Genomic DNA, 19,473 nt, shown 5'->3' with positions numbered 1-19,473 from the left:
TCATTCGATGGTTATGGTGAAGTCGCTGTTGTAGTTGACCCGCGTCCAGTTGCGGTTGACGTGGTTCTCGCGGCCTTCGTTCTGCCCGAACCGATAGGTCGTCTGCAACGGCGTGTAGCGGCGGTCTTCGAGGTCGTACTCGATGTCGCCGTACATGGCCGGGGCGAAGATCATCGCCGTGTCGTAGCCCCGGTAGGAAAAGAGGGTCGGCAGCGCGCCGAACGAACGGATGTAGGCGTCGTCGAACGCCCGCACGGTCTCCGAGTCGCGTTTGGCGTGGTAGGTCGAGAAGAAGATCACGCGGTTCTTGAAGAACATCGCGCGGTCGACGGTGTTGTAGCGGTTCCAGCGGGTGTTGCCCAGCACCACGAAGCGGGGCGCCGTGCGGCCGCGGCTCGTAAGGCTCGTATCGGCCGAGGCCAGAGCCGCGAGAATGCGGTCGATGTCCACCTCGTTGTCGGAGAGGATGATGAAAACGTTGTCGTCCGTATTCTCCAGCAGCGGCGTGAGGTCGCTCGGGCTGTCGGCCGAGCGGGCCGTGGGATGCTCGTATTTATAGGTATAGCGGCGGTACTCCGAATCGCCCAGCAGCGCGAGCATCTCGCGCTCGAACTCCTTGTCGGCAGACTCGGTGCAGATCAGCGTCACGCGCTTGTCGCCGTTCACCAGATCGCCCGCCTTCTCGTACTTGCGCGAAGGGTCGGGCGCGAGCTGGAACAGCACGTCGCTGTTCATCCCCTCGATATTGGCCAGCGGCGACACCACGGGAATCTTTTTCTCCTCGGCGAAGCGGATCACCGGATACAGCCCCTCCTCGTAGACGGGGCCGACGATCAGGTCGGCTTTCCGGAAGGCGTCGCTTTCGACGATTTCGCGGATGCGCGCCGTGTCGCGGGCCGTGTTGTAGAGGTCCACGTTCACCGAACGTCCGTATTTGAGCTTCACGCTGTCCAGCCCCAGCAGAAAACCCTGATAGAACTCCAGGTAGTTGCCGTTAGGCTCGCCGCCCGTGGCGAGGGGCAGCAGCAGCGCCACGTCGAGCGGGTCGCCGGCCCGGAGCGCCCGGAAGTCGATCTGCACGACCTGCTGCCCGGTCTCCGGCACGCTGTCCTGCCGTTGGAGGCTGTCGGCGCCCTCCGGAATCTGTCCGGCCTCGGGCGCAGGAATCTTGACCATGGCCCCGGCCTTGAGGTCCGCGGGTTTCAGCCCGCCGTTGAGCGCGCTGAACTCCGCCTCGGTGATCCCGAAGCGGCGCGAGAGCGAATAGAACGTCTCGCCCGGATGGACGATGTGGTAGGCCGTGCCTTCCTCGGCCACGCTGTTCAGCGACTGCCGGTACTCCTCCCACTGCTCCTTCGTGCCGGCCTCGTCCTCCGAACCGATCTGTTTCCTGCGGATCAGGATGCGTTCGCCGAGGCGCATGTGCAGCGGGTCAAGGTTCGGGTTGTCCTCCAGAAGGGTTTTCACCGGAATCTCGTACTGCCGCGAAATGGCGTAGAGCGTCTCGCCCTTCGACACGAAATGGAAGTCGAAGGTCTTGCGCAGCTTCTTGTCCGACTTGGGTTCGGGAACGTCGGCCACGAAGAGGATCTTGATGTTCTCGGCGGTTTTCAGGCCGCGGACGATCGAGGGGTTGTTTTCAAGAATCACCTTCTCGCCCACCCCGTAGGTTTTCGAAAGCCCGTAGAGCGTCTCGCCCGCCTGCACCGTGTGGATGTAGTATTTCGCACCGTTGATGTAGACGATCGTTGCGGACTTCCCCGCCGCAACGGCGCAGAAAGCCCACACGATCATCAGAGCTGCGGCACAGAGTCGTTTCATCGTCATTTCATTTTATCGCGCATCCGGATTTCGGTGATGACCTTCTTGGTGTAGAGCGGGAAATCGCCGTTCATCATCCAGGCGTAGTAGCTCGGCTCGATGCGGAACACCTCGGCCACCGAACGGCCCTTGTACTTGCCGAACCCGAAGACCTCCTCGCCCTTCTCGTTGTAGAGGATGCGCCCGGCGTAGTCGGCCGATTCGGCGCGGCACGAGTATTCGGCCAGCTTGTCGATGTCGTTCTCCAGATCGTCGTAACGGTCCAGCTGGGCCTTCAGCACCTCGTAGGTGGCCTTCGTGTCGGCCTCGGCCGAGTGGGCCTCCTCCAGGTCCTTGTCGCAGTAGAACTTGTAGGCCGCGACCAGCGTGCGCTGCTCCTTCTTGTGGAAGATGTTCTGCACGTCGATGAACTTGCGGCGCTTGAAGTCCACGTCCACGCCGGCGCGCAGGAACTCCTCGACCAGCACCGGCAGGTCGAAGCGGTTCGAGTTGAAGCCGCCGAAGTCGCAGCCGCGGATGAACTGTTCGAGCGACCGCGCGACCTGCGCGAACGTCGGGCAGTCCCTCACGTCGTCGTCCGTGATGCCGTGTATGGCCGAGGCCTCCTCGGGGATATGCATCCCGGGATTGAGCCGCCGGGTTTTGGTGATCTCCTCGCCGTCGGGCATGACCTTGACCATCGAGATCTCCACGATGCGGTCCCGGGCGGTGTCCACGCCGGTGGTTTCGAGGTCGAAGAAGATGATCGGTCGTTTGAGGTTCAGCTTCATCTGAGGGCCGTTATGCGTTGATCATCATCGGCATCAGCAGCATGAGCGTCGCGCTCGGCTGCTTGTCGTCGTAAACGGGTTTGAAGACGCCGGCGCGGGTCGAGTCGGCCAGTTCCACCACCACCGTCGGGGTATCCATGTTCGAGAGGATCTCGACGAGGAACGTCGACTTGAAGCCGATCGAAATGGGCTGCCCGTCGTAGCTGCACGAGATCGTCTCGTTGGCCGACACCGAGAAGTCGATGTCCTGCGCCGTGAGGGTGATCCGGTTGTCGGCGATGTCCATGCGGATCAGGTTCGTCGTGGGGTTCGAGCAGACGGCCACGCGCTTGATGCCGTTGACCAGCTCGATGCGGTCCACCAGCACCTTGTTGGGGTTGTTGGACGGAATCACGGCGTTGTAGTTCGGGTAGTTGCCCTCGATCAGGCGGCAGACGAGCGTGTGGCTCTTGAGTTTGAACAGGGCGTTCTTCGAATCGAACGCCATTTCGATCGCGTCGTCCTCCTTCAGCAGCACCGACTTGAGCAGGTTGGCGGGCTTCTTCGGGAGGATGAACGACGCCGTCACCTCGTTTTCGGTCTCGGCCTCGTACTTCACGAGTTTGTGCGCATCGGTTCCCACGAACGTCAGCGCGTCGGGCGCCAGATTGATATAGATGCCGTTCATCACGGGGCGCAGTTCGTCGTCCGCCGTGGCGAAAATCGTCTTGTTGATGCCGTTCACGAGGGTGTCGACGTCGAGGCGCAGCTCCTTTTTCTCGGCGTTCAGCTGCGGCACGGCGGGATAGCTGACGGCGCTGGCTCCGGGAATCGAGAGCGATCCGCTCTTCCAGTTGATCTTGATCTCCCAGTTCTTGTCGTTGACCTCGATGGTCAGCGGCAGTTCGGGGAACTCCTTCAGCGAGTCGAGCATCAGTTTGGCCGGCGCGGCGATCGTACCTTCGCTCTCGACGCTGTCCACCTCGATCTGCCCGACGAGCGTCGTCTCAAGGTCCGACGTGGTGACTTGCAGCGTGTTGCCGTTGAGTTCCAAGAGGAAGTAGTCCAGGATGGGCAGCGTGTTCTTATTGCTGATGACCTTGCCGGTGGTAGCCAGAAGCGAAAGCAGGGCCGAGCTTGATACGGAAAATTTCATACGTTGTTTCTGTTTTGTCTGTTTATGGTTTCTTACTCTAAAATTGCCAGTTTGTCGAGGGCCGTTTCGATCATCTTCCGCACGAACGGCTTGTAGTCGGTGTTCACGTCCTGCGCGATGCGCTGGGCGATGATCGTGCAGATCGTGGCGGCGCGGTGACCCATCAGGGCGGCCAGCCCCGCGAGCGCCGAACCCTCCATCTCGAAGTTGGTGATGCGGCGGCCTTCGTAGCCGAACGACTCGATCTTCTCGTTCAGCCGGGCGTCGTGCGGTTCGAGCCGCACCCAGCGGCCCTGCGGGGCGTAGAATCCCGGAGCGGCGATGGTGATGCCCTCGCGCGTGACGTCGCTGAAATGCTCGAACAGGGTCTTGTCGGCGTCGACGAAATAGGGGCGCGGCATCTTCTCGTACCAGCCCGTGTGCTTCACGAACGCCTCTTCGAGCGCCAGGTCGCAGACCGCGTCGCGGCCCTTGTAGTAGCTCAACAGGCCGTCGAAGCCGCACGAAGTGCGCGAGAAGACGAATTCACCGACCTTGATGTCGGGCTGAATGGCGCCCGAAGTGCCCAGCCGCACCAGCGTGAGCCGTTTTTTTCCGGCCTTCTCCTGCCGCGTGGCGAAATCGACGTTGGCCAGCGCGTCCAGCTCCGTGACGCAGATGTCGATGTTGCCGATGCCGATGCCGGTCGAGAGGACCGTCATGCGTTTTCCTTTATAGCTGCCCGTCACGGTCTTGAACTCGCGGTTCGAAACCTCGCACTCCTTCGTGTCGAAAAATCCGGCTACGAGGGCCACGCGGCCGGGGTCGCCGACCAGGATCACCGTGTCGGCCAGCTGCCCGGGATGCAGGTGCAGGTGAAAAATCGAACCGTCGTCGTTGATAATCAATTCGGAAGCGGGAATGGTTCTCATAATTGTCGTTTTTTAATTTCCATAATTGGCATAAAAGTAATATATTTACCTCGAATATCAAAACTTCGAAGCGAATTTTTCATAAATATAAGTATCCGTAAAACCGAATAAAACATGACACTCATCAAATCCATTTCGGGCATCCGCGGCACGATCGGCGGACCCGCGGGCGAGAACCTGACGCCTCCCGACGTCGTCAAATTCACCACGGCCTACGTGCGCCTGATCGCCCGCCGCAATCCGGGCAAAAAACTTACCATAGTCGTAGGACGTGACGCCCGTATTTCGGGCGAAATGGTCTCGAACCTCGTGGAAGGGACCCTGCTGGCCTGCGGCGCGGACGTCGTCAACGTCGGGCTGTGCACCACCCCCGGGACCGAGATGGCCGTGATCGGCAAGAAGGCCGACGGCGGCATCATCATCACCGCCTCGCACAACCCCCGCCAGTGGAACGCCCTGAAACTGCTGAACTCCGACGGCGAGTTTCTCAACGACGCCGAGGGCAAGCAGGTGCTGGCCATGTCCGAGGAGGAGGATTACGACTACCCCGCGATCGACGCCATCGGCCATGTGCTGTCGCGCGAGGATTTCAACGACGAGCATATCCGCCGCGTGCTGGCGCTGCCGCTGGTCGACGTCGAAGCGGTGCGCAAACGCCGTTTCAAGGTCGTCGTCGACGCCGTGAACTCGGTGGGCGGCATCGTGATGCCGAAACTGCTGCGCGAACTGGGCTGCGAGGTCGTGGAGCTGAACTGCGAACCCACGGGCGAATTCGCCCACAACCCCGAACCGCTGCCGCAGAACCTCACGGAAATCTCGGAGGTCATCGTGCGCGAGAAAGCCGACCTGGGCATCGTCGTCGACCCGGACGTCGACCGGCTGGCGTTCGTCTCGGAGGACGGCTCGATGTTCGTCGAGGAGTACACGCTGGTGGCCGTCGCGGACTACATTCTTTCCGAAAAGCCCGGCAACACGGTTTCGAACCTCTCCTCGTCGCGCGCGCTGCGCGACGTCACGGAGCGTCATGGCGGCAAGTACTACGCCTCGGCGGTCGGCGAGGTCAATGTCGTGGCGAAGATGAAGGAGGTCGGCGCGGTGATCGGCGGCGAAGGCAACGGCGGAGTGATCTACCCCGAGCTGCACTACGGCCGCGACGCGCTGGTGGGCACGGCGCTCTTTTTAACGTGGCTGGCGAAGAAAGGCATGACGATGACCCGGCTGCGCGCCACCTACCCTTCGTACTACGCCTCGAAGAACAAAATCGAGCTGACGCCCGCCATCGACGTAGATAAAGTGCTGCGTGAGGTGAAGGGGCGTTATGCCGGTGAAAACGTGAACGATATAGACGGCGTGAAGATCGACTTCGCGGAAAACTGGGTGCACCTGCGCAAGTCGAACACCGAGCCGATCATCCGCGTCTACACCGAGGCGAAGTCGATGGACGAGGCCGACGCGCTGGCGCAGCGGTTCATTGCCGAAATCAAGGAGATCTGCAACATTTAAGAGCATGAAAGAGAGTTTATTGATCCTCGCCGCAGCCCTCGTGATGGTCTCCTGCGGCGGAAATGCGCAGCAGAAGGCGGCGACAGCCGGGACGCAGCAGACAACGGCAGCGGCTCCCGACATGCACAATGCCGAGACCTCGCTCGACTATCTGGGCGTCTACAAGGGCACGCTGCCTGCGGCCGACTGCCCGGGAATCGAGACGACGCTGACGCTCGCGCCCGACGGTTCCTATGCCCTGCATCTGAAATACATCGACCGCGACTCGGAATTCGACGAGAAGGGCGCTTTCACCGTTAAGGAGAACCTGCTGACGCTGACGCCCTCGGAGGGCGGACAGCCCCAATACTACAAGGTCGAGGAGAACCGCCTGCGCCGCCTCGACGCCGAAAAACAACCTGTGACCGGCGCGCTGGCGGACAATTACACACTGCAAAAAACCACCGAATAAATGAATAAAGCAAAGGTTTATATAAAGGAGAATAAAGAACGGTTTATCAGCGAGTTGCTCGACCTGCTGCGTATCCCGTCGATCAGCGCGCAGTCCGAGCGCAAGCCCGATATGCAGCGTTGCGCCGAGTTTCTCGCGGCGGCGCTCGTGAAGGCCGGGGCCGACCGCGCCGACGTGCTGCCCACGGAGGGCAATCCGGTGGTTTACGCCGAGAAGACCGTCGATCCCGGGGCTAAAACGGTGCTGGTCTACGGCCACTACGACGTGATGCCCGTGGACCCGCGCGACGAGTGGCGCACGGAACCTTTCGAGCCGGTCATCCGCGACGGCCGCATCTGGGGCCGCGGCGCCGACGACGACAAGGGACAGCTGTGGATGCACGCCAAGGCGTTCGAGGCGATGTGCGCCACCGATTCGCTGCCCTGCAACGTGAAATTCATGCTCGAAGGCGAGGAGGAGATCGGTTCGCCGAGCCTCTATGGCTTCTGCGAGCAGAACAAGGAGCTGCTCAAGGCCGATATTATATTGGTGTCGGACACGTCGATGATCTCGATGCAGACGCCGTCGATCACCTGCGGACTGCGCGGACTGGCCTACATGGAGGTCGAGGTGACGGGACCGGACAAGGACCTGCATTCGGGGCTGTTCGGCGGTGCGGTGGCCAACCCGGCCAACGTGCTGGCGCGGCTGGTGGCGGGACTCGTCGATGAGAACGGCCGCGTGACGATCCCCGGCTTCTACGACGACGTGCGGGAGCTGACGCCCGCCGAGCGCGAGGCGTTCAACAAGGCGCCGTTCAGCCTCGAGGATTACAAGAAGTCGCTGAAAATCGGCGACGTGGAGGGCGAAGCGGGTTACACGACGCTGGAACGCACCGGCGTGCGCCCGTCGCTCGACGTCAACGGCATCTGGGGAGGCTACACGGGCGAGGGGACCAAGACGGTCATTCCGTCGAAGGCTTCGGCCAAGATTTCGATGCGCCTCGTGCCGAATCAGGACTACCGCAAGATCTCGGAGCTGTTCGAGAAACATTTCCGCGCCATCGCGCCCGAGAGCGTGAAGGTCGTGGTGAAATCGCTCCACGGCGGCATGCCCTACGTCGCGCCGACCGACATGCCGGCCTACAAGGCGGCCGAGAAGGCCGTCGAGGCGACTTTCGGCAAAAAGCCCCTGCCCTTCTACTCGGGCGGTTCGATCCCCATTATCAGCGGATTCGAGTCCATCCTGGGCATCAAATCGCTGCTGATCGGCTTCGGTCTGGCCGAGGACGCCATCCACTCGCCCAACGAAAGCTACGGACTCGAGCAGTTCGACAAGGGCGTGGAGACCATTCCGCTGTTCTACAAGTATTTCGCCGAATCCGAATAGCATGTACGACGAACTGCTGAAATTCGCCGTGCAGCTGGCGAAGGCCGCGGGCGGAATACAACTCGCCTACTTCCGGGGCGACAGGCTGTCGATCGAGACCAAATCCAACGTCTACGACGTGGTGACGCGCGCCGACAGGGAGAGCGAGGAACTGATTGCCGGCATGATCGCGGAGCGTTATCCCGACCATGCCATTCTGGGCGAGGAGGGCGGCTGCCGGGGCAACGCCGCGAGCGACTGGCGCTGGGTCGTCGACCCGCTCGACGGCACGACCAATTACAGTCAGGGACTTCCGCTGTTCACGGTTTCGATAGCCCTCCAGTACAGGGGCGAAACCATCGTGGGGGTCGTCTACGCACCCTACCTGAACGAGCTGTTCACGGCGACGAAGGGCGGCGGGGCATATCTGCAATACGCTTCGCGGGAGCCGGAACGCATCCGCGTCGGGGAGAAACAGACGCTCGCCACCTCGGTCATCGCCTCGGGATTCCCCTACGACAAGGACGTGAATCCGGACAACAACAGCGACAACGTCGCACGGATCATCCCCTACGTGCGGGATGTCCGGCGGCTGGGTTCTGCGGCCTACGACATCAGCTGCGTCGCCGCCGGACTGCTGGACGGCTACTGGGAACTGGCGCTGCACGAATGGGACGTCTGCGCCGCCGAACTGATCCTCGCCGAGGCCGGGGGCGTCGTCTGCGACCTGCGCCGCGACCGGGGCATCTCGATCGTCGCGGGCAACGGCGCGATCGTGAAGGAAATCTTGAAGTACGTGCGGTAAATTCACCGAAAACCAAATCGTTGCAAACGTTGCAGCCTATTCTGAATGAGGGCGGGAGTAAATTCCCGCCCTTACACATGTGTGTTTATTAAAATTTTTTCTTATTTTTGACCCGAACAAAAAAACAGAACAACATGTGCGGAATAGTCGGATATGTCGGGCGGCGCGACGCGTGCCCGATTCTGATAAAGGGGCTTCACCGCCTCGAATACAGGGGATACGACAGTGCGGGCGTCGCGCTGGTCAACCCGGACGGGCGTCTCAACGTATTCAAATGCAAGGGCAAGGTCTCCGATCTGGAGCATTTCCTCGACGGAAAGGACCTCGGCGGCAACATCGGCATCGCCCACACCCGCTGGGCCACGCACGGGGTTCCGAACGACGCCAACGCCCATCCCCACTACTCCGAATCGGAGAACATAGCCCTGATACACAACGGCATCATCGAGAACTACCGCGTGCTGAAGGACGCCCTCGAACAGAACGGATACACCTTCCGCAGCAGCACCGACTCCGAGGTGTTGGTGAATCTGATCGAATACGTCCGGGCGACCAGCGGCTGCTCGCTGCCCGAAGCCGTGCGGCAGGCCCTCCGGCAGGTGATCGGCGCCTACGCCATCGCCGTCGTCGAGAAGGGCAACCACGACCGGATCGTCGCCGCGCGGCAGAGCAGCCCGATGGTCGTGGGCGTGGGCGACGGGGAGTTCTTCCTCTCGTCCGACGCCGCGTCGATCATCGAATACACCGAGGATTTCGTCTACGTGGGCGACGGCGAAATCGCCGTGATCGACCGCAACGCCCCGCTGAAAATCGTCACGCTGGACAACCACGACGCGAAGATCGACATCAAGAAACTCCAGCTGTCGATCTCGCAGCTGGAAAAGGGCGGCTATCCCCATTTCATGCTCAAGGAGATTTACGAGCAGCCCCGGACCATCGTCGACTGCATCCGCGGACGCATCAACCCCGACACCTGCGAGGTGAAACTTTCGGGCGTGATCGACCACCGCGACAGGTTCGTGAACGCCCGGCGCATCATTTTCGTGGCGTGCGGCACGTCGTGGCACGCCTCGCTGATCGGCGAACACCTCGTGGAGTCGATCTGCCGCATTCCCGTCGAGGTGGAGTACGCCTCGGAGTTCCGCTACCGCAACCCCATCATCCGCGAGGACGACATCGTCGTGGCCGTGTCGCAGTCGGGCGAGACGGCCGACACGCTGGCCGCCGTCGAACTGGCCCGCAAGGCCGGGGCGTTCGTCTTCGGCATCTGCAACGTCGTCGGCTCGTCGATCGCCCGGGCCACGGATTCGGGGGCCTATATCCACGTGGGGCCCGAGATCGGCGTCGCCTCGACGAAGGCTTTCACCGGGCAGGTGACCGTGATGGCCATGCTGGCGCTGGCCGTGGGCCGCGAGAGAGGAACCGTCACGGAGGCGTATTACAACGAGGTTTCGGCGGCGCTGCTGCACCTGCCCGAGACGATGGAAGAGGTGCTGAAAGTCGCCCCGCAGGTCGCCGACCTGGCGAAAATATTCACCTATGCGCACAACTTCATCTACCTCGGCCGCGGGTACAACTACCCCACGGCGCTCGAAGGCGCGCTGAAACTCAAGGAGATTTCGTACATCCACGCCGAAGGTTACCCCGCGGCCGAGATGAAGCACGGCCCCATTGCGCTGATCGACGCCGAGATGCCCACCGTGGCCATCGCCACGCCGGACCACACCTACGAAAAAACGGCCTCGAACATCGAGGAGATCAAGGCCCGCGGCGGCAAGATCATCGCCGTCATTGCCCGCGGCGACGAACAGGTGCGCCGCTCGGCCGACTTCGTGATCGAGGTCCCGGTGATCGCCGAGTGCCTGATGCCCATCGTGGTATCGGTCCCGCTGCAACTGCTGGCCTACTACATCGCCGTCTACAAGGGCCGCAATGTCGACCAGCCCCGCAACCTCGCCAAGTCGGTGACGGTGGAGTGATCACGCGCCGCACGGCAAACGAAAATCCGCAGCTTCCCGGGGGAGGCTGCGGATTTTTCATCTGCGGCGGACGCCTAATGCCCGTAGTTGGCGTCGATGTAGTCGGAAATCCCGAAATCCTTCGGAACTGCGGGCGCATCGAGCGGCGTGATGCGGACGTCGGTCACCAGCCGCTGCCGTTTGAAGACCAGCTTTTCGAGAAACGAGTCGATCTCGCCGCGGTTCTCGGTCATCGGCCGCCACGCCATCGAATGATTGGTCTCGGCGACGGAGTAGAACGCGTGCGGCACCCTGCGCCGCGCGAGGTCGTCGGCAATGCTCTTCGAGCCGAACAGCCAGACCCCGTCGACACCGATCGCGCCGTAGGGCACATTGCGGTCGGCGTCGCCGTGGAAAAGCAGCATCGGCGCGGGATCGCGCGCCCAGCGCAGGCTGTCCTGCGTATCGCAAACGGCTCCCGCAAAGGCGATTACCCCGGCGTAGCTAAAGTTCTGCGTGAACTTCCCGGCGGTCAGCGGATGCCCGTTGCAAAGCCAGTACTCGCCCATCAGCACCGTGATGGCCCCGGCGCTCGACCCGCACGTCACGATCCGCGAAGGATCGACGTCCGGCATGTGCCGGCAGATATAGGCCGTGGCGTCGTAGAGGTCCTCCGTCGCCATCGAAAGCGTCATGTCCAACGCCTGCGTGAAATGCTCCTCGTCGAGCAGGCCGGCCTGTCTGGCCCGCTTCATCCCCAGCCGGTAGTCGATCGACACGACGACGAACCCCTTGCGGGCATAGTAGTCGAAGAAGGGGCGGAAACGCCGGTTGTCCCGCGTTCCGGTCATAAAGCCGCCGCCGAAAAGGAACATCAGGCAGGGTTTCGCCCGGCTGTCGGGCGAGAGGAGCGCATAACGGTCCAGCCGCAGCGTGTCGGCATCCCGCACGGCATAGACGAAGGTCTCTTTTTCGATCTTCCGCGGCGTCGCATCGTCGTTCTGCGCCCCGGCCGGCGTCCACAGAAACAGTGCAGCGATCAGAAACAGACGTCTCATGTCACTGCATCTCTTCGTGGGCGTAGCGGATCGCCCGGTTCAGAATGGCGATGAACGGCTGCGTGCGGCGGAACTGCTCGACGGTGCGTTCCAGCAGATCGGGTGCGAGCAGGAACTCCTCGGCGATGGGCTGTTCGAGGTAGAAATCCTTCAGCTTCAGCATCTCGGCATAGGGGCTGTCGGCCGGGAATCCCGTCGGGACCCGCTTGAGCCTGTTGCCGCTGCACAGCCGGAACCCTTTGGCCTTCCGGATCGCCGCCTCGATCTGCGCGCCGTTGTCGAGCACCTCCTCGCGGATCGACCGCAGCACCGTCGGCTCGATGCACACGGCGCCCGCCGAAAGCAGGTTGCAGCACACCAGCGAGTCGCAGCAGGGTTCGATGTGGAAATAGTATCCCGCGAAACCCGACTTCTTGCCCTTCGGCGCAATGTAAGCCCCGATATAGGTCTTGTAGGGCGACTTGTCGGGCGAGAAACGCGTGTCGCGGGCGATCCGGTAGGTGCAGTCCTGCGGACGCAGGCCGCGCACCTCGGGGTCGAACGACGCGATGCCCCCGATCAGCTGTCCGGTGAAATCGGCGAACCGTCCCTTCACACGGGTCCATTCGGCGCGGTGGGCGTCGAACCATTCCCGGGTGTTGTCGTCGTGCAGCCGGCGGAAGAAGTCGATGACCTCCTTCATCTTACCACGCGAAAAGCGGATAGTCGGCCATCAGCGCGTTCACGTCCTTGCGCACGGCGGCGATGTTCGCTTCGTTCTCCGGGTCGTGCAGCACGCGGTCGATCAGCCCGACGATGTAGTCCATCTTGTCCTCCTTCAGGCCGCGCGTGGTGATGGCCGGGGTTCCGAAGCGCAGGCCCGAGGTCTGGAACGGCGACCGGCTGTCGAACGGAACCATGTTCTTGTTGGTGGTGATGTCGGCGGCCACGAGGCACTTCTCGGCCAGCTTGCCCGTCAGCTCGGGGAACTTCGTGCGCAGGTCGACGAGCATCAGGTGGTTGTCCGTGCCGCCCGAGACGATCTTGTAGCCGCGCTCGACGAAGGCGGCGGCCATGGCTGCGGCGTTCTTCTGCACCTGCGTCTGATACTCCTTGTAGGCGGGTTCCAACGCTTCGCCGAAGGCTACGGCCTTGGCGGCGATGACGTGCTCCAGCGGACCGCCCTGGATGCCCGGGAAGACGGCCGAATTGAGGATCTGCGACATCATCTTCACGACGCCCTTCGGCGTGGTCTGGCCCCAGGGGTTCTCGAAGTCCTTGCCCATCAGGATGATGCCGCCGCGCGGGCCGCGCAGGGTCTTGTGGGTCGTCGAGGTGACGATATGCGCGTATTTCACGGGGTTCTCCAGCAGCCCCGCGGCGATCAGACCGGCCGTGTGGGCCATGTCCACCATCAGCAGCGCGCCCACCTTGTCGGCGATCTCGCGCATGCGTTTGTAATCCCACTCGCGCGAGTAGGCCGAGGCGCCGCCGACGATCAGTTTCGGCTTGCACTCCAGGGCCTTGCGCTCCATGGCGTCGTAGTCGATCACGCCCGTGGCCTCGTCGAGCTGATAGCCCACGGCCTTGAAATATTTACCCGACATGTTGACCGGCGAACCGTGCGAGAGGTGTCCTCCGTGTGCAAGGTCCAGTCCCATGAACGTATCGCCCGGCTGCATGCAGGCGAAGAAAACGGCCATGTTGGCCTGTGCGCCCGAATGGGGCTGCACGTTGGCGTACTCCGCGCCGTAGAGACGGCAGATGCGCTCGATGGCCAGCGTCTCGACCTTGTCCACGACCTCGCAGCCGCCGTAGTAGCGCGCTCCGGGATAGCCTTCGGCGTATTTGTTGGTCAAGACCGAACCCATGGCCTCCATCACCTGGTCGCTGACGAAGTTCTCCGAAGCGATCAGTTCGATGCCATGCATCTGGCGGTTGCGCTCGGCGGCAATCAAATCGAAAATCTGGGAATCTCTTTTCATATCGTTATAAGGATTTTGGAATGCTGTTTACGGTCGGTAAAGATAAGCAAAAATGCCGAAATTCGCTCCGCGGGCAGGCGATTAAGATATTTTTCCTATATTTGCGAATAAAAATTGGCAGATATTGCCTTAAAAATATAAAAGAATTATGAAATTACTGGATGGAAAAGTGGCCGTTGTGACCGGCGCCGCACGCGGCATCGGCAAGGCCATCGCACTCGAATTCGCCAAAGAGGGCGCCAACGTGGCGTTCACCGACCTTGCGATCGACGAGAACGGCAAGGCTACCGAAGCCGAAATCGCCGCGCTGGGCGTGAAAGCCAAGGGCTATGCCTCGAACGCAGCCAACTTCGAAGAGACGCACGCGGTCATCGACCAGATCATAAAGGATTTCGGCCGTATCGACATCCTTGTGAACAACGCCGGAATCACCAAGGACGGCCTGATGATGCGCATGTCCGAGGCCCAGTGGGATGCCGTGCTGACGGTCAACCTCAAGTCGGCGTTCAACTTCATCCACGCCGTCGTGCCGGTCATGGCGCGCCAGAAAAGCGGCTCGATCATCAACATGTCGTCGGTGGTGGGCGTCAGCGGCAACGCCGGCCAGTGCAACTACTCGGCCTCGAAAGCCGGCATGATCGGCCTTGCGAAGTCGATCGCCAAGGAGATGGGTCCGCGCGGCATTCGCGCCAACGCCATCGCCCCGGGCTTCATTATGACCGAGATGACCGACAAACTGCCCGACGAGGTGAAGGAGGGCTGGTACAAGCAGATTCCGCTGCGCCGCGGCGGCACGCCGGAGGATGTCGCCAAGGTGGCGCTGTTCCTCGCGTCGGACCTTTCGTCGTATGTCAGCGGGCAGGTCATCCACTGCTGCGGAGCGATGAACTGTTAGGAAACGACAGACAACGAGAACGTTGCGGAAAACGATGCAGTCAAGGCGTCGTCTGAAAATGAAAGCGCCCGCCAGGTTCACCTGGAAGGGCGCTTTTGTTTTCGGACAATATTCCGTCGAAATTTTTCTTTTCGAGGCCGAAGCGCCGCCAACAATCACGGCACGAAAGCGCAGCGTGTGCCGTAATTGCCTGAACAGCCTGCGCAACTTGCATCTTTTTTGCTGCCCTCCGGCGTCGCAACGACGCTTCCGGCAGACCGGAAGGTTTCTGCGGACCGGATTTGCTTCCGTCCCGCATTTTACTATCTTTGCAACATGAAACGACTCGTAACCTTGCTCGCGGCACTGGCCGCGCTCCAGACATACGCCCAGAGAATCGAGGCGACGCTTCCCAGCCCCGACGCCAAGTCGCTGGGCATGGGCGGCGTGATGATGACCACCCTTTCCGGTTCGCACGCCATCTACAACAACTCCGCGACGGCCATCTTCTCGCACACGCCGTCGCAGGTCTCCTCCTCCTATTACGGACAGCGGAGCTTCGACTATTACGCCGTGTCGGGATTCTGCCGGTTCGACAACATCAACCTCGTGCAGGCCGGCTGGCGGCAGTTCCTCCGCGAACACGGCAACAACGACATGGCCGTCGACCTGGGTTATGCGCGCCGCATCGGCGACCGGTGGGCCGTCGGCATCGTCGGCCGCTACATGCACCTCAAACGCCCCGACATCTCAGCCGACGCGCTGGCCGTGGATTTGAGCGCCGCGTGGCAGCGGCCGCTGGAGAACGTCGGCAGCTACTCGACGCTGCGCGCAGGCGCCAAGCTGGGCAATCTGGGCGGGTATCTCCGCGATACGGAATACACCCTGCCGATGGATTTCACCGTGGGCGCGGCCCTCGACACGTTCCTCACCGATGCGCACGAAATCACGGTCGGAACTGACCTGGGCTACTATTTCTCGCCCTCCGCGGTCCGCGGTTTCCAGATGTCGCTGGGCGTCGAGTACAACCTGATGCAGCTCGTGCAGCTGCGCACCGGCTACCACTACGGCGAACGGCGCGACTACTACCCGAGCTACTGGACCGTCGGCGCGGGACTGCGCATCCTCCACCTGCGGCTCGATTTCGCCTACCTCTTCGCCAAGAAGCACTCGCTGCTGCGCAACACATACAGCATCAGTTTCGGGTTGGATTTCTGACGTAAAACCGGCAAGCCCGACACGCTCGGGGTTCATCCCGGGCCGAACCTCCGACTCCACACCGGGCCGCGGCGTCATTCATTCCGACAATCCCTCCGGGTCTCCCTCGTCAAAGGGAGACTTTTCATTTTCCGTTTTCGGAGAGATATTCCAGAATCCCCTCGCAGCCGTCTTCCAGCATGTCGAGCACCAGTTCGAAGCCCTCGTGGCCCTCGTAGTAGGGATCGGGCACGTAGGTGCGGTCGGGATGGCGGCGGCAGAACTCCGCCATGCGGAAAATCTTCCGCGCAGCCTCGCGCGAGGGAGCCAGCCGGTTGAGCGACTCGTAGTTCATGTCGTCCATCGCCACGATCATGTCGAAGCGGTCGAAATCCTCCTCCCGGACCTGCCGCGAACGGTGCGTCAGCGCATAGCCGCGGCGCGAGGCCGCGCTGCGCATGCGCGGATCGGGCAGTTCGCCGCGGTGTCCCCCGTAGGTTCCCGCGGAGTCGATCCCGAACGTCCCGGACAGGCCGCGTCGCTCCACGATGCGGCGCATGATGCCCTCGGCGGCCGGAGAACGGCAGATATTGCCGAGGCAGACAAACAATATTCTCGTTTTCATATGGTTGAAATTTCAGATGCTTTCCGGACCGACGCCCCGCAAGGAGCCGGAAAAAGGGCGGTTCATGGCCTGCCGTCATTGTCCGTTCCGGCAAATGCAGCCCGTCAGATGGTCGTTGACGAACCCCGAGGCCTGCAAATGGGCGTAACAAATCGTGGGGCCGAAAAATTTGAAGCCCCGTTTTTTCATGTCCCGGCTCATGGCGTCGGATTCGGGTGACGACGCCGGAATCTCGTTCAGGGAGCGGAAATGGTTGGTGATCGGCTTTCCGCCGGGAAAGAACGACAGCGTGTAGTCCCTGAAACTGCCGAACTCCTCCTGCACGGCGAGGAACAGCCGCGCATTCGTGATGGTCGCTTTGATTTTCAGCCGGTTTTTCACGATGCCGTCGAAGTGCATCAGCCGTTCGACATCGTCATCGGTCATCCGCGCCACCTTCCCGGCGTCGAAATTGCAAAAGGCCTTGCGGTAGCCCTCCCGCTTCCGGAGAATCGTTATCCAGCTCAACCCGGCCTGGGCGCTCTCCAGCACGAGGAATTCGAACAGCTTCCCGTCGTCGGTCACCGGTCTTCCCCACTCCTCGTCGTGGTATTTCACATACAGCCCGTCGGTTCCGCACCAACCGCAGCGTCCGTCTATCATATCCTGCATCGTCGTCCCGTTTGGAATACACCGCCAAAGGTAGCAAAAAGTCGGATGGATGCAAAATCGGGCCGCCCCGGTCGGCAAAACCTTCCGACCTGTGAAAAATGTCGTCACGGCGCCGGGGGCGGCGGAACTTCCGGAACGCGAATTGCAGGGAGCCGGGGCATGGGAAAACGAATTTCAGACTGGATCGGACAATACAGGTGCATGGACTGGGCGGTGCTCTACCTGCGGCTGTTCACGGGGGCTTCGATGCTGTTTCACAACATCGGCAAAATACAGAACTACAACGAGATAATCAGTTCATATCCATCGCCGCTTTACATCAATCCGCCGGCCGTGTTCGTCATCGTGACGGTCGCCGAGGCGCTGCTGGCCGTGCTGATCATCATGGGTCTCTGGGTGCGGATGTCGGCCCTCGTCATGTCGCTGGGCATCCTCCTGATGTTCGCCTGGGGCGGATTCGGAGCCGGAGAGCCGGAATTCGCGTGGCTCGGGATCTACGTATTCCTGATCGTTTCGGGCGGCGGACTGTACGCCTTCGACGCGGCTCTGCTCCCGTCCGACCGAAAAAAATGACCAATCGAACAATAATATGCACCCCCGCAATCTCCATTTTCGGAGAAATATTGTAACTTTGCCACGATTTGTTTTCATTAAAAACCAACAAAATCAGAACGTAATGAAGATGAAAGTGATTGCAATGCTGGCCGCCTTCGCGCTGACCGCATCGGCCGTTCAGGCGCAGGAGCTGCCCCGCAAAGTGCAGAACGTCGAGGTGCTCGATCTGGACGGCAAGCCGGTCAAACTCCCCTATTTCGGCGAAAAGAACCTGATGATATTCTACGTGGACCCCGACCGGCACAAGCAGAACGAGGATTTCACCATCGAACTGGAGCAGAACCACCGCGCCGAAAGCGACAATATCCACGGCTTCGGCGTGATGAACCTCAAGGACGCCCCGATGGTCCCCAACGGCATGGCCCGCAACATGGCCAAGAAACGCACGGCCAAGAACGGCGCCACGGTCCTCGCCGACCAGAACCGCATTTTAAGCACGGCGTGGGCGCTGGGCGACTGCAACAACCAGTTCGTGCTGATGATCGTATCGAAGGAGGGGGAACTGGTGTTCCTGCGCAAGGGCGAGCTTTCCGACGCCGACAAGGAGGCCTTCTACGAAACCATCGAAAAGTACAAATAGGCCCGGATGCTGCGCCGCCCCGCCGTTCTGCTCCTCATAAGCGCAGGCATGCACCTCACGGCGCATGCCCAGGAGACCGCCATCCGCTCCTCCGACGGCGACTCGCTCCGCTACTCCTACACCCCGCTGCCGCCGCAGGCTCCCGAAAAGAGACCCTTTCTGCGGCGCGTCGTCGATTATTTCGGGGAGTCGACCACCGACAAGACCTTCGAGAAAAAGATAGATTTCACCTTCGCCGGAGGTCCCAGCTACTCGAAGAACACGAGTTTCGGCATCGGGCTGCTGGCTGCGGGACTCTACCGCCTCGACCGCACGGACTCGATCACGGCGCCGTCGGACGTCTCGATCTTCGGCAACGTCTCGGTGTCGGGCTTCTATGCGCTGGGCGTGACGGGAAACAACATTTTCTCGCACAACAAACGCCGCATAAACTATACGGTGATGTTCGCCTCGGCGCCCCGCAGTTTCTGGGGAATCGGTTACGACGCCGGGCGGTACAATCCCGAGAGCACCTACTCCGAAAAGCGTTATCTGGTCGAAGGGCGCTACCTGCACGAGTTCCTGCCCCACGCCTACATCGGAGGACTGGTGAGCTTCGAGCATGTGCGGGGGCTGAAATTTTCAGACCCGGCCTACCTCGCAGGGCAGAAACAGCGCTATACGGCCACGGGCGTCGGCGCAATTCTGGAATACGACTCGCGGGACTTCATCCCCAGCCCGTTCCGGGGCGTCTACGTGAGTTTTCAGGAGACGCTGTTCCCCAAGGGGCTGGGCAACTGCGGCAAGACGCTGTGGCGCACGACCTTCACGGCCGACGCTTACGGGCAGATCTGGAAGGGCGGCGTTCTGGCTGCGGATCTGTATGCCGTATTCAACTCCGACGGCACTCCGTGGCCGATGCTCGCCCGCATGGGCGGAGGCCAGCGGATGCGCGGCTACTACCAGGGCCGCTATACGGACAACGACATGATCACCGTGCAGGTCGAACTGCGCCAGCGCATCTGGAGGCGGATCGGATGCGCGGTATGGGGCGGCGCGGGCAACGTTTTCCCCTCGCTGTCGCGATTCGACTGGTCGCAGACGCTGCCCAACTACGGCGCAGGACTCCGGTGGGAACTGAAAAAACGGGTGAACGTGCGCCTCGACTACGGATTCGGCAAGAAAACCAGCGGTTTCCTGCTGAACATCAACGAGGCTTTTTAAGAGAA

Annotated in this window: 19 protein-coding genes; 10 read left to right on the top strand and 9 right to left on the bottom strand. The window is 61.5% G+C overall.

Going from position 1 to position 19,473, the window contains the following annotated elements; translation table 11 throughout:
- The 4 genes from DWW03_RS02700 to DWW03_RS02685 are packed head-to-tail and all read right to left on the bottom strand — an operon-like array spanning position 1 to position 4,637.
- A complete protein-coding gene (locus tag DWW03_RS02700) occupies positions 1-1,827 on the bottom strand; it encodes a LysM peptidoglycan-binding domain-containing protein (RefSeq protein ID WP_118406258.1) in 1,827 nt (608 codons plus the stop codon).
- Complete coding sequence (locus tag DWW03_RS02695; RefSeq protein ID WP_015546092.1) at positions 1,824-2,591, bottom strand: 3'-5' exonuclease; 768 nt, start codon at positions 2,589-2,591, stop codon at positions 1,824-1,826. The genes DWW03_RS02700 and DWW03_RS02695 overlap by 4 nt, the downstream gene beginning before the upstream one ends.
- A gap of 10 nt (positions 2,592-2,601) precedes the next feature.
- Positions 2,602-3,726 (bottom strand): DNA polymerase III subunit beta, encoded by a 1,125-nt coding sequence (gene dnaN / locus DWW03_RS02690; RefSeq protein ID WP_015546091.1) that lies wholly within the window; start codon positions 3,724-3,726, stop codon positions 2,602-2,604.
- Between the two features lie 32 nt (positions 3,727-3,758).
- The gene (locus DWW03_RS02685; protein ID WP_022061869.1) at positions 3,759-4,637 is read right to left on the bottom strand and encodes a nucleoside phosphorylase; all 879 of its coding nucleotides are present in this window, start codon (positions 4,635-4,637) and stop codon (positions 3,759-3,761) included.
- A 114-nt stretch (positions 4,638-4,751) separates the two neighbouring features.
- Here DWW03_RS02685 and glmM point away from each other — a divergent pair, with 114 nt between their 5' ends.
- The 5 genes from glmM (at position 4,752) to glmS (ending at position 10,722) form a co-directional block, all read left to right on the top strand.
- Complete coding sequence (gene glmM / locus DWW03_RS02680) at positions 4,752-6,140, top strand: phosphoglucosamine mutase (protein ID WP_022061868.1); 1,389 nt, start codon at positions 4,752-4,754, stop codon at positions 6,138-6,140.
- A 4-nt stretch (positions 6,141-6,144) separates the two neighbouring features.
- Positions 6,145-6,591, top strand: a complete 447-nt coding sequence (locus tag DWW03_RS02675; protein ID WP_022061867.1) for a copper resistance protein NlpE — start codon at positions 6,145-6,147, stop codon at positions 6,589-6,591.
- Positions 6,592-7,959 (top strand): dipeptidase, encoded by a 1,368-nt coding sequence (locus tag DWW03_RS02670; RefSeq protein ID WP_022061866.1) that lies wholly within the window; start codon positions 6,592-6,594, stop codon positions 7,957-7,959. It abuts the gene before it with no gap.
- Between the two features lies 1 nt (position 7,960).
- Positions 7,961-8,743 (top strand): inositol monophosphatase family protein, encoded by a 783-nt coding sequence (locus tag DWW03_RS02665; protein ID WP_015546087.1) that lies wholly within the window; start codon positions 7,961-7,963, stop codon positions 8,741-8,743.
- 134 nt (positions 8,744-8,877) lie between these two features.
- Positions 8,878-10,722 (top strand): glutamine--fructose-6-phosphate transaminase (isomerizing), encoded by a 1,845-nt coding sequence (gene glmS / locus DWW03_RS02660; protein ID WP_015546086.1) that lies wholly within the window; start codon positions 8,878-8,880, stop codon positions 10,720-10,722.
- 74 nt (positions 10,723-10,796) lie between these two features.
- On the opposite strand, the gene DWW03_RS02655 is transcribed toward glmS, so the two are convergent.
- From DWW03_RS02655 to glyA, 3 genes are read right to left on the bottom strand one after another with little or no spacing between them, the layout of a single operon-like run.
- Positions 10,797-11,759 (bottom strand): alpha/beta hydrolase family protein, encoded by a 963-nt coding sequence (locus DWW03_RS02655; RefSeq protein WP_022061863.1) that lies wholly within the window; start codon positions 11,757-11,759, stop codon positions 10,797-10,799.
- A gap of 1 nt (position 11,760) precedes the next feature.
- Positions 11,761-12,441, bottom strand: coding sequence for a DUF2461 domain-containing protein (locus DWW03_RS02650; RefSeq protein ID WP_022061862.1), 681 nt, complete (start codon positions 12,439-12,441; stop codon positions 11,761-11,763).
- A gap of 1 nt (position 12,442) precedes the next feature.
- Positions 12,443-13,723 (bottom strand): serine hydroxymethyltransferase, encoded by a 1,281-nt coding sequence (glyA, locus tag DWW03_RS02645; protein ID WP_015546082.1) that lies wholly within the window; start codon positions 13,721-13,723, stop codon positions 12,443-12,445.
- Positions 13,724-13,871: 148 nt separating this feature from the next.
- Here glyA and fabG point away from each other — a divergent pair, with 148 nt between their 5' ends.
- Both fabG and DWW03_RS02635 read left to right on the top strand, forming a co-directional pair.
- Positions 13,872-14,618: a 3-oxoacyl-[acyl-carrier-protein] reductase gene (fabG, locus tag DWW03_RS02640; protein ID WP_015546081.1), complete on the top strand. Its 747-nt coding sequence runs from the start codon at positions 13,872-13,874 to the stop codon at positions 14,616-14,618.
- Between the two features lie 315 nt (positions 14,619-14,933).
- On the top strand, positions 14,934-15,815 hold the full coding sequence (locus tag DWW03_RS02635) for a PorV/PorQ family protein (RefSeq protein WP_118406333.1): 882 nt from the start codon (positions 14,934-14,936) through the stop codon (positions 15,813-15,815).
- A gap of 124 nt (positions 15,816-15,939) precedes the next feature.
- Here the strand turns inward: DWW03_RS02635 and DWW03_RS02630 are convergent, their stop codons facing one another.
- Together DWW03_RS02630 and DWW03_RS02625 are read right to left on the bottom strand one after the other, a co-directional pair.
- The gene (locus DWW03_RS02630; RefSeq protein WP_022061860.1) at positions 15,940-16,419 is read right to left on the bottom strand and encodes a low molecular weight protein-tyrosine-phosphatase; all 480 of its coding nucleotides are present in this window, start codon (positions 16,417-16,419) and stop codon (positions 15,940-15,942) included.
- Between the two features lie 75 nt (positions 16,420-16,494).
- Positions 16,495-17,070 carry a DNA-3-methyladenine glycosylase I gene (locus tag DWW03_RS02625; protein ID WP_015546080.1) on the bottom strand — a complete coding sequence of 192 codons (576 nt, stop codon included), beginning with the start codon at positions 17,068-17,070 and terminating at the stop codon, positions 16,495-16,497.
- Between the two features lie 159 nt (positions 17,071-17,229).
- On the opposite strand from DWW03_RS02625, the gene DWW03_RS02620 reads away from it, so the two are divergent.
- The 3 genes from DWW03_RS02620 (at position 17,230) to DWW03_RS02610 (ending at position 19,468) form a co-directional block, all read left to right on the top strand.
- Positions 17,230-17,643: a DoxX family protein gene (locus DWW03_RS02620; protein WP_118406257.1), complete on the top strand. Its 414-nt coding sequence runs from the start codon at positions 17,230-17,232 to the stop codon at positions 17,641-17,643.
- Between the two features lie 103 nt (positions 17,644-17,746).
- On the top strand, positions 17,747-18,265 hold the full coding sequence (locus tag DWW03_RS02615) for a hypothetical protein (RefSeq protein WP_022061858.1): 519 nt from the start codon (positions 17,747-17,749) through the stop codon (positions 18,263-18,265).
- A 6-nt stretch (positions 18,266-18,271) separates the two neighbouring features.
- Positions 18,272-19,468 carry a BamA/TamA family outer membrane protein gene (locus tag DWW03_RS02610; RefSeq protein ID WP_022061857.1) on the top strand — a complete coding sequence of 399 codons (1,197 nt, stop codon included), beginning with the start codon at positions 18,272-18,274 and terminating at the stop codon, positions 19,466-19,468.
- Positions 19,469-19,473 lie beyond the last annotated feature (5 nt).

The sequence above is a fragment of the Alistipes sp. AF14-19 genome (assembly GCF_003461645.1).
Taxonomy (GTDB): Bacteria; Bacteroidota; Bacteroidia; order Bacteroidales; family Rikenellaceae; genus Alistipes; species Alistipes shahii.
This window is presented reverse-complemented; position numbering and strand designations above follow the sequence as displayed.

What these genes read in the sequence shown, in the direction of transcription:
- DWW03_RS02700 (WP_118406258.1), bottom strand. Translation starts at nt 1,827, where the DNA reads ATGACGATGAAACGACTCTGTGCCGCAGCTCTGATGATCGTGTGGGCT.
- DWW03_RS02695 (WP_015546092.1), bottom strand. Translation starts at nt 2,591, where the DNA reads ATGAAGCTGAACCTCAAACGACCGATCATCTTCTTCGACCTCGAAACC.
- dnaN (WP_015546091.1), bottom strand. Translation starts at nt 3,726, where the DNA reads ATGAAATTTTCCGTATCAAGCTCGGCCCTGCTTTCGCTTCTGGCTACC.
- DWW03_RS02685 (WP_022061869.1), bottom strand. Translation starts at nt 4,637, where the DNA reads ATGAGAACCATTCCCGCTTCCGAATTGATTATCAACGACGACGGTTCG.
- glmM (WP_022061868.1), top strand. Translation starts at nt 4,752, where the DNA reads ATGACACTCATCAAATCCATTTCGGGCATCCGCGGCACGATCGGCGGA.
- DWW03_RS02675 (WP_022061867.1), top strand. Translation starts at nt 6,145, where the DNA reads ATGAAAGAGAGTTTATTGATCCTCGCCGCAGCCCTCGTGATGGTCTCC.
- DWW03_RS02670 (WP_022061866.1), top strand. Translation starts at nt 6,592, where the DNA reads ATGAATAAAGCAAAGGTTTATATAAAGGAGAATAAAGAACGGTTTATC.
- DWW03_RS02665 (WP_015546087.1), top strand. Translation starts at nt 7,961, where the DNA reads ATGTACGACGAACTGCTGAAATTCGCCGTGCAGCTGGCGAAGGCCGCG.
- glmS (WP_015546086.1), top strand. Translation starts at nt 8,878, where the DNA reads ATGTGCGGAATAGTCGGATATGTCGGGCGGCGCGACGCGTGCCCGATT.
- DWW03_RS02655 (WP_022061863.1), bottom strand. Translation starts at nt 11,759, where the DNA reads ATGAGACGTCTGTTTCTGATCGCTGCACTGTTTCTGTGGACGCCGGCC.
- DWW03_RS02650 (WP_022061862.1), bottom strand. Translation starts at nt 12,441, where the DNA reads ATGAAGGAGGTCATCGACTTCTTCCGCCGGCTGCACGACGACAACACC.
- glyA (WP_015546082.1), bottom strand. Translation starts at nt 13,723, where the DNA reads ATGAAAAGAGATTCCCAGATTTTCGATTTGATTGCCGCCGAGCGCAAC.
- fabG (WP_015546081.1), top strand. Translation starts at nt 13,872, where the DNA reads ATGAAATTACTGGATGGAAAAGTGGCCGTTGTGACCGGCGCCGCACGC.
- DWW03_RS02635 (WP_118406333.1), top strand. Translation starts at nt 14,934, where the DNA reads ATGAAACGACTCGTAACCTTGCTCGCGGCACTGGCCGCGCTCCAGACA.
- DWW03_RS02630 (WP_022061860.1), bottom strand. Translation starts at nt 16,419, where the DNA reads ATGAAAACGAGAATATTGTTTGTCTGCCTCGGCAATATCTGCCGTTCT.
- DWW03_RS02625 (WP_015546080.1), bottom strand. Translation starts at nt 17,070, where the DNA reads ATGCAGGATATGATAGACGGACGCTGCGGTTGGTGCGGAACCGACGGG.
- DWW03_RS02620 (WP_118406257.1), top strand. Translation starts at nt 17,230, where the DNA reads ATGGGAAAACGAATTTCAGACTGGATCGGACAATACAGGTGCATGGAC.
- DWW03_RS02615 (WP_022061858.1), top strand. Translation starts at nt 17,747, where the DNA reads ATGAAGATGAAAGTGATTGCAATGCTGGCCGCCTTCGCGCTGACCGCA.
- DWW03_RS02610 (WP_022061857.1), top strand. Translation starts at nt 18,272, where the DNA reads ATGCTGCGCCGCCCCGCCGTTCTGCTCCTCATAAGCGCAGGCATGCAC.